This window comes from Mucilaginibacter sp. (assembly GCF_028288105.1).
In the GTDB taxonomy this organism is placed as follows: domain Bacteria; phylum Bacteroidota; class Bacteroidia; order Sphingobacteriales; family Sphingobacteriaceae; genus Mucilaginibacter.
The window spans coordinates 25153-33859 of record NZ_JAQBOI010000025.1; the positions used below are offsets into that span (position 1 = coordinate 25153).

Annotated in this window: 7 protein-coding genes; 4 read left to right on the forward strand and 3 right to left on the reverse strand. The window is 42.2% G+C overall.

Annotated elements, in window-relative coordinates:
* Positions 1-143: 143 nt before the first annotated feature.
* The 3 genes from JWQ85_RS01470 to odhB all read left to right on the forward strand — a co-directional run bounded on the left by JWQ85_RS01470 (position 144) and on the right by odhB (position 6239).
* A complete protein-coding gene (locus tag JWQ85_RS01470) occupies positions 144-1451 on the forward strand; it encodes a DASH family cryptochrome (protein WP_299462827.1) in 1308 nt (435 codons plus the stop codon).
* Between the two features lie 274 nt (positions 1452-1725).
* Positions 1726-4530, forward strand: a complete 2805-nt coding sequence (locus JWQ85_RS01475) for a 2-oxoglutarate dehydrogenase E1 component (RefSeq protein ID WP_299462829.1) — start codon at positions 1726-1728, stop codon at positions 4528-4530.
* Positions 4531-4637: 107 nt separating this feature from the next.
* Positions 4638-6239, forward strand: a complete 1602-nt coding sequence (odhB, locus tag JWQ85_RS01480; protein WP_299462832.1) for a 2-oxoglutarate dehydrogenase complex dihydrolipoyllysine-residue succinyltransferase — start codon at positions 4638-4640, stop codon at positions 6237-6239.
* A gap of 61 nt (positions 6240-6300) precedes the next feature.
* Here the strand turns inward: odhB and JWQ85_RS21875 are convergent, their stop codons facing one another.
* Genes JWQ85_RS21875 through JWQ85_RS01490 form a run of 3 tightly spaced genes read right to left on the reverse strand, consistent with a single transcriptional unit; the run spans position 6301 to position 7349 of the window.
* The gene (locus tag JWQ85_RS21875; RefSeq protein WP_367186174.1) at positions 6301-6600 is read right to left on the reverse strand and encodes a type II toxin-antitoxin system RelE/ParE family toxin; all 300 of its coding nucleotides are present in this window, start codon (positions 6598-6600) and stop codon (positions 6301-6303) included.
* Positions 6597-6839 carry an addiction module protein gene (locus tag JWQ85_RS01485; RefSeq protein ID WP_299462835.1) on the reverse strand — a complete coding sequence of 81 codons (243 nt, stop codon included), beginning with the start codon at positions 6837-6839 and terminating at the stop codon, positions 6597-6599. Before JWQ85_RS01485 ends, JWQ85_RS21875 begins: the two co-directional genes overlap by 4 nt.
* A 48-nt stretch (positions 6840-6887) precedes the next feature.
* Positions 6888-7349, reverse strand: a complete 462-nt coding sequence (locus JWQ85_RS01490; RefSeq protein WP_299462838.1) for a DinB family protein — start codon at positions 7347-7349, stop codon at positions 6888-6890.
* A gap of 114 nt (positions 7350-7463) precedes the next feature.
* Between JWQ85_RS01490 and JWQ85_RS01495 the strand changes: the two genes are divergently transcribed.
* A partial coding sequence (locus JWQ85_RS01495; RefSeq protein WP_299462842.1) for a glycosyltransferase family 39 protein occupies positions 7464-8707 on the forward strand: 1244 nt, incomplete at its 3' end.

Here is an 8707-nt window from a genome sequence, read left to right on the forward strand (position 1 = left end):
GTTAGGTTTAGTTTGTGATAGAATTACACACAGCCTTGGATAAATGTTGGCATCATGTCAAAATATTGTGGCAGATTACGCAGGGCAACTAAATAATTCCCATTTTTGTAATTAATCTAAATAAGTTTAGATTAGTTGTTCATATGAGTGAAAAGGTTATATTGGTTTGGTTTAGGAATGATCTGCGCATACACGATAATGAAATATTATCTGAAGCCGTGCGCAGGGCAGATAAAGTATTACCCGTATATATTTTCGACCCTTTTTACTTTAAAACCAGCGCTTTAGGCGCTTTAAAAACCGGGAGCTTCCGTGCACGCTTCCTGCTTGAAGCCGTTGCCGATCTGCGGGAAAACCTCAAAAAATTTGGCGCCGACCTATTGATCCGGATCGGCGACCCTGCCGAAGTGCTTACCCAATTGGCCGAAGAATACCAGATAAGTGAAGTTTATCATCACCGCGAGGTTGCACCTGATGAAACTGATGTTTCTGAAAGGGTAGAAGCCGCTTTATGGAAAATGAAGCTGAACCTGAAACACTTCATCGGACATACCATGTATCATAAAGAGGACTTGCCTTTCCCGATAAAAGATATACCCGATAGCTTTGTTACATTTAAAAAGAAGGTAGAACGCGATAGCACCGTTAGGCCAAGTGTGGTTAGTCCGGAACATATTGCTACACCCGAAATTACCGATGCAGGCGAATTGCCAACCCTTACAGATCTGGGTGTTCCAGAACCTGTTGATGATGCGCGTGCCAGTGAAAAGTTTATTGGTGGCGAAACAGCGGCCCTCAAACAATTGCACCATTACCTGGAAAGCTGCCTGCAAAATAACCAGGTTAAAAATATACGCGGCGCTTCTTGCAATTCATCACGTTTAAGCCCGTGGCTGGCTGTTGGTTGTATATCGCCAAGGCAGGTTTACTGGGAAGTAGTGAACTATCACCGCGAAAACCATTTGCCCAATACCGACCCTATAATGCTGGAGCTTTTATGGCGCGATTATTTCCGCTTTATGTTTAAAAAGCATGGCCAAAAATTCTTCCGCTCCGAAGGGTTTGGCGATGTACCCGATGTTGCTGCCAACCAGGACGAGCTTTTTGAGCAATGGAAAACCGGCCAAACCGGTGTTCCGTTTGTTGATGCTGCCATGCACCAGTTAAATGCTACCGGTTACATCACCAACTATAGCCGACAGGCTGTAGCCACTTATTTAACTAAAGATTTACAGGTTGACTGGACAAAAGGCGCCCTGTATTTTGAAGAAAAGCTAATAGATTACTCGCCTGCAAGCAATTGGGGCAACTGGGCGTTTGTGGCCGGTGTAGGTAACGATACTAAAAGTAACCGCTTTTTTAACGCTGCAAAGCCTACCGACCAGTTAGATACCCAAAGCGATTTTATAACAACATGGTTACCTGCTACTGCACATACGGTGTGTGAATAAGGTACAGGTTGTTGTATCTTTAAACGCAACAAAAACAATATATTAGCGTATATATATTATGAACCCATTTGAACAATTCACCATCATTATCGGCCTCCTTGCCGTGTTGTTTGAAGGCCTGGGTTATCTTCGCAGTTTCCTGCACAAATTTTTACACAAATCTTAATTATGCTTTTATTGCTTGTTACTTAAAATAATGAAAAAGTAATAGCATATAATTTCAGCATTTTATTCTATAATGCTTAATTTTGTACCGTTTACAACAATGGTTTCTATGGATCGCCTCAATTACATAAACAGCGGAAACGCAGCCTACATCAATACACTATACGAAGCTTACAAACAAGACCCCGAATCTGTAGATTTTGGTTGGCAAAAGTTTTTTGAAGGCTTTGACTTTGGAAAAGATAATCAGGATGCCCCGGCGGCCACCGCCGCAACACCTGATCATTTCCTAAAAGAGATCAATGTGATGAACATGATAAATGGATACCGTTCACGGGGCCATTTATTCACTAAAACAAACCCTGTACGCGAACGCCGCAAATATTTTCCGGGTAAAGAGCTGGAAACCTTTGGTTTAAGCGAAGCCGATATGGACACCGTATTTAATGCCGGTGTTGAAATTGGAATAGGCCCCGCCAAACTGCGTGACATTCGCCAGTTATTAGAACAAACTTACTGCCAGGCCATTGGTGCCGAATATACCTACATCCGCAATCCTATAAAACTTAAATGGTTTGAGGATAGGATGGAGAGCAAACGTAATACGCCATCGTTCACAGTTGATGAAAAGAAACAGATGTTGGCTAAATTGAACGAAGCGGTTGTTTTTGAAAATTTCCTGGGAACAAAATTCCTGGGTCAGAAACGTTTCTCGTTAGAAGGCGCCGAATCTTTGATCCCTGCCCTTAACTCAGTTATCAGGAAAGGATCAGACCTGGGTATCGAAGAATTTATCATTGGTATGGCACACCGTGGCCGTTTAAACGTGCTCACTAATATTATGGAGAAAACCTATAAAGAGGTATTCTCTGAGTTTGAAGGAAAAAACTTTGATTCGGAATCTCCATTTGGTGGCGACGTAAAATATCACCTTGGTTTTTCCACTGATGTGGAAACCTCACAGGGTAAAAAAGTTCACTTAAGCCTTTGCCCTAATCCATCGCACTTAGAGGCGGTTGACCCGGTTGTGGAAGGTATTACGCGTTCAAAAATTGATTTTAAACATAATGGCGATCATTCAAAGATCGCCCCGATATTAATACATGGTGACGCATCTGTAGCCGGACAAGGAATTGTTTACGAGGTTTTACAGATGGAAAAACTGGACGGCTACCGTACCGGCGGAACAATCCACCTGGTTATAAACAACCAAATAGGTTTCACCACCAACTATAAAGATGCCCGTTCAAGTACTTATTGTACCGATGTGGCTAAAACTGTGCTTTCGCCGGTTTTCCATGTTAATGGAGATGATGTTGAGGCATTGGTTTATGTGGTTAACCTGGCAATGGAATATCGCCAGGTATTTAACGAGGATGTATTTATCGATATTCTTTGCTACCGCCGTTACGGCCACAACGAGGCAGATGAGCCTAAGTTTACCCAGCCGGTATTGTATAAAGCTATCGAGGCGCACCCTAACCCACTGCAGATCTACAGTAAAAAACTTATAGCCGAAGGAACCATTGACGACAAGTATGTAAAAACACTTGAAAAAGATTTCCGCGCCGAATTACAGCAGATGCTGGATGAAGCAAAAGCTTCCGACAGGTTTACCGATACCATCCCGATGTTTGAAGGTGCCTGGAGCGGCCTGCATTTAGCAAACCACAGCGAATTAATAAGCCCTATAGATACATCGGTAAGTAAAGAGGTGATTACCGAAATAGGTAACAAGCTAACTGTATTGCCAACTGATAAGCAATTCTTCAAGAAAATTGAAAAATTGTTCCAGGACCGTAACGCCATGGTTAATAAAACCGGCATTTTTGATTGGGCAATGGGCGAATTACTTGCCTATGGTACTTTATTAAAAGAAGGTTTCCCGGTAAGGTTAAGTGGTGAAGATGTTAAACGCGGTACTTTCTCGCACCGCCACGCGGTACTTACCCTGGCCGATTCTGAGGATGAATATACCCCGCTTGAAACTATCGATACAAAAGCGAAACTGAGCATATTCAACTCTCTGTTGTCTGAGTATGGCGTGTTAGGTTTTGAATATGGTTATGCTTTGGCAAACCCTAATGCATTAACCATTTGGGAAGCGCAATTTGGCGATTTCTTTAACGGCGCACAGATCATAGTTGACCAATACATTGCTAGTGCCGAAACAAAATGGCAGCGTGGTAATGGTTTGGTAATGCTATTGCCGCACGGTTATGAAGGCCAGGGCCCAGAGCATTCATCGGCACGTGTAGAGCGCTTTTTAGAACTTTGCGCTGACGATAATATCCAGGTGGCAAACTGTACAACCCCTGCAAACTTCTTCCATATTTTAAGGAGGCAAATGCACCGCAGTTTCCGTAAACCGCTTATTATATTTACACCTAAGAGTTTGTTGCGCAGCCCTAATTGCGTATCGCCGCTGGCAGATTTTATTGATGGTAAGTTCTACGAACTGATAGACGATAATTATGCCGATGTTAAAAAAGTAAAACGTGTATTGCTTTGTACCGGTAAAGTTTATTATGATCTGTTTGAGAAACAACAGGCCGATAAACGTAAGGATGTAGCCATAGTGCGTGTTGAACAATTATACCCAACACCGGTACAGCAGATATTAAAAATCAAGGCGAAATACGAAAAAGCTACCGAATTTTTCTGGGTACAGGAAGAGCCGGAGAACATGGGCGCATGGCCATACATTTGCCGCAAGTTCCATAGCGATAAATATTTAAACCTAAATGTTATATCGCGTTTGGAAGGCAGCAGTACCGCTACCGGTTTTGCTAAACAGCATGCCGCACAGCAATTACACATCGTGTCGAAAGCATTTGAAGCGCCTGCGGGTAAATTGGTTAAAGCAACCATCAAAAAAACAACCGAAAAAATGGCTAACGCCGGGGCTGATTGATATTGGAGTTGACGTGATGGGAGCGAAGAGCGTAGAAACCGCTAATCAATCCGCACGCCGCACCAAAATCCTCGTTCCAAAAAATAAAACTTACAACTACTTACAATATGAGTTTAGAAATAAAAGTTCCGCCGGTAGGCGAATCCATTACCGAAGTAACATTATCAGCCTGGAAAAAAAAGGATGGTGACCATGTAGAAATGGACGAAGTGATAGCCGAGCTGGAATCAGACAAGGCAACTTTTGAGCTTACTGCCGAAAAGGCCGGGACTTTAAAAACAGTTGCAGCCGAAGGCGATGTATTAGCCATTGGCGCGGTTGTGGCCAGCATAGAAGATGGCGGCGCACCTGCAGCCACAGCCGAGAAAGCACCTGCAGCACCAGTTGCAGCCAAAGAGGAAGCGGCTCCGGCTGTTAGTCCTGCCGCGCCTGCAAACGCTCCGGCTCCTGCACCTGCACAAGGCTCATCTTCATTAGAAATAAAAGTACCACCGGTAGGCGAGTCAATAACCGAAGTAACCTTATCACGCTGGATCAAAAAAGATGGCGAAGCCGTTGAAATGGACGAAGCTATTGCCGAACTGGAATCTGACAAAGCAACTTTTGAATTAACTGCCGAAAAAGCCGGCACGTTAAAAACCATAGCTAAAGAAGGTGATACCCTGGCCATTGGCGCAGTGGTTTGCACTATTGAAGGCGGTGCAGGTGCCCCTGTAGCTACTATACCAGTAACCCCTGCGGTTGCAGATGCGGTTAACGAATCGCCACAGGCTGCCCCATCAAAAGGAACAACTTATGCATCAGGCACACCATCGCCTGCTGCTGCAAAAATATTAGCCGAAAAGGGTGTTGATACTTCATCAATAAACGGTACTGGTGTTGATGGCCGTATTACTAAAGGTGATGCCCTTAACGCGCAAAACCAACCTGCTGCGGCACCTGCCCAAGCAGCGGCATCAAAGCCTGCCGCTGCTCCCGCACCTCAAACCCCGCAACCCGCTCCTGGTACAAGAAGCGATCGTCGCGAAAAAATGTCGTCGTTGCGTAAAACAGTTGCCAAACGTTTGGTAGCCGTTAAAAGCGAAACAGCTATGCTAACTACTTTTAACGAAGTAGATATGGCGCCGATAATGGAAGTGCGCAGCAAATACAAAGATAAATTTAAAGAAAAACACGGCGTTGGCTTGGGCTTTATGTCGTTTTTCACTAAAGCGGTTACCGAGGCTTTAAAAGAATGGCCTGCTGTTGGTGCCCGTATAGAAGGCGAAGAAGTAGTTTACAGTAATTTTGCTGACATCTCTATCGCTGTATCTGCGCCAAAAGGTTTGGTTGTTCCGGTTATCCGCAACGCGGAAAGCATGAGCCTTGCCGAAATTGAAAAGGCCATTGTTGTATTGGCAGGCAAAGCCCGCGAAAATAAATTGACTTTAGAAGAAATGACAGGCGGAACGTTCACTATCACCAACGGTGGTGTGTTTGGTTCTATGATGTCTACCCCGATATTAAACTCGCCGCAATCGGCTATATTGGGCATGCACAATATTATTGAGCGCCCTGTTGCCGTAAACGGACAAGTGGTTATTCGCCCAATGATGTACCTGGCGCTTTCATATGATCACCGCATCATTGATGGTCGCGAATCGGTTAGCTTCCTGGTACGTGTAAAACAGTTATTAGAAGACCCAACAAGGTTACTTCTTGGAGTTTAGAGATTAGCTAATTAGAGATTAGTCTGAAAATACGAAAACCCGGTTATGCCGGGTTTTTTTATTATCTATTGGAGTAATCTGTTGGATTTCTGTAAGCGTGAATTATTGCCAAAATAATTATTTGTTTATTAGCCTCATCAACAAGGTAATGAATATGAAAAGGAAACTGCTTTAACATTAAAGTCCGTACTTCTCTATATTTAATCTGAAAACCTAATGGCGTACGATCAATATATAGTTTAGCTTCACGGATCCTAAGTAAAAATTGCTTGGCAAGTTTTGGTGAGATGGTTTTATAATAATCGACCGCGTTTAAAATATCACTTTTAACAGCAGGTCTATTTACAAAATTATAGTTCACAAACTTTTTTCGATATCATCTAATGTATCATCGAAACTGCTTAAAGCTGTCGGGTTTTGATAATAATCATTAAGCCTTTCATCAATTATTTGAGTTTGCCATGCTGATAATTCAGATATATTAACAACCTCTTCTTTTTGCAACTCAGCATACCTTTCCTTTAAAGATTGCCATTCTTCAATAGGAATAAACACTCCGGTTGTGTTTCCTTTGTTATCATGAATAAATTGAAGATTCATATTCTTTTATATAGGTATTGTACTAATCAAAGTTACAAAAAAATATTTTTATCCTATCGCCCTCTTCAACGCCATTACATAGCCAATATGCATCCCATCATGAAATGGTAGAAAATTTATGGCATCTTCAATACCGGTTATTGGTACGCCATAACGGGAAGTCCATAGAGGGTAATTCGCAAAAATTTTGTTTTGATAATTAGCTTCTAACTGATCAATGGTTGTGATCAACAGCTCTTTTATCTCGTCAACTTCTGCACTTTCAATAAAACGGGTGGGCTTGGTATCCGGGCGGTATGGGGTATAAAATTTATCATCTACTATAAAAGGTATGTTTGCCCTTGTATAGCAAATGCCTTGTTCTGCCGATATTAGATGCGCCACATTCCAGATAATGTTATTGTTGAAACCTGCCGGAACCTCGTTTAATTGTTCGGTAGATAAGCCCTCAATTAATTTCAATAAATGCTTTCGGGTTGCTTTGATGGTACTTAAGGTGTTGGTTATCATAGTCCAAATATTGAATTTTTATCGGGATAAATGTTAATTCCAATGTAAATTAACCCGTTTTAACATCGCCATAGCTAATCGCTTTTATTTTACCTTTGCAATTCATTAATAGCAATGTCGGCAACCACTATAAGCAATTCTGTTCAGTCAAATAAACCGGTGTGGTATTTTATTCTATGCTGGACGTTATTGAACGCTGTGCAAGCTTATACCTTAGAACTACATGCCGATGAGGCCTATTACTGGATGTTTGCCCAAAAGCTGGACTGGGGGTATTTTTACCACCCACCAATGGTGGCCTTATTCATTAAAATAGGCGATACCTTATTCCATAACGAACTTGGCTTACGGTTGCTAACTGTACTAAGCAATAGCTTGGCTATATATCTGCTTTGGTTAATTTTGAAAAAGTACCAGGTTAGTACCAAATGGTTCATGCTGCTGGTTTCGGGGGTACTTGTTTTTCATGTATATGGCTTCACCAGCACGCCAGATGCGCCTTTGTTTTTCTTCGCGGTGCTGTTCTATTATTTCTATCAAAAGTATATTGATGACGATAGTTGGTTAACGGCTTTTATAATTGGTGTTATTGTAGCCTGCTTGCTTTACAGTAAGTATCATGGGGTGCTGCTTGTTGGTTTTACCCTGTTATCAAACCTTAAACTTTTTACCCGCAAAACCTTTTACCTGGCCATATTAACAGGGGTGGTAATTTACATCCCCCATATTTTGTGGCAAATGCACAGAGGGTTCCCGGCAGTTAATTACCAGTTATTTGAGCGGTCGTCGGCATTTGGGTACGATATTTCCATCAGCACAACATTTATTGTAGGTCAGCTTTTACTGGGCGGTGCATTTATTAGCTGGTACCTGTTCTATCGGGGTTTCAGTACTAAGATAACCGATGTTTTTACCCGTGGCTTATTATTTAATGCCATAGGCACATTTGGTTTTTTCCTGCTGAATACCTTTAAGGTAAACGTGCAGCCCCATTATACACTAATTGCCTTTGTGCCTTTAATATGCCTGGCGCTTATTAGCTTTCAACGGGAAAATTTTGATGCCAAATGGTTTTACAAATTGGCAATTGCAAATTTGGTGTTGATATTGGCGCTGAGGCTATCCCTCATATTTGGCTTGCCATTTATTAAAAAGGTAGAGGCCTTAAAAAGCTACTTCGGTTTTCATGAATGGGCTAAACTGGTACACCAAAAAGCAGGCAAGGCGTTTGTAGTAATGGACGAAGGCTTTCAAAACCCATCAAAATATAGTTTCTATACTAACAGCCTTAAAGGCTTCGCTTACGATTCCAGGTATTACGGGCGTACTATGTTTGATATCTGGCCAATGGAAGATAG

Coding starts and splice junctions, on each gene's coding strand:
- JWQ85_RS01490 (WP_299462838.1), bottom strand. CDS start 7,349: ATGATAACCAACACCTTAAGTACCATCAAAGCAACCCGAAAGCATTTA.
- JWQ85_RS01485 (WP_299462835.1), bottom strand. CDS start 6,839: ATGAATCTTCAATTTATTCATGATAACAAAGGAAACACAACCGGAGTG.
- odhB (WP_299462832.1), top strand. CDS start 4,638: ATGAGTTTAGAAATAAAAGTTCCGCCGGTAGGCGAATCCATTACCGAA.
- JWQ85_RS01470 (WP_299462827.1), top strand. CDS start 144: ATGAGTGAAAAGGTTATATTGGTTTGGTTTAGGAATGATCTGCGCATA.
- JWQ85_RS01475 (WP_299462829.1), top strand. CDS start 1,726: ATGGATCGCCTCAATTACATAAACAGCGGAAACGCAGCCTACATCAAT.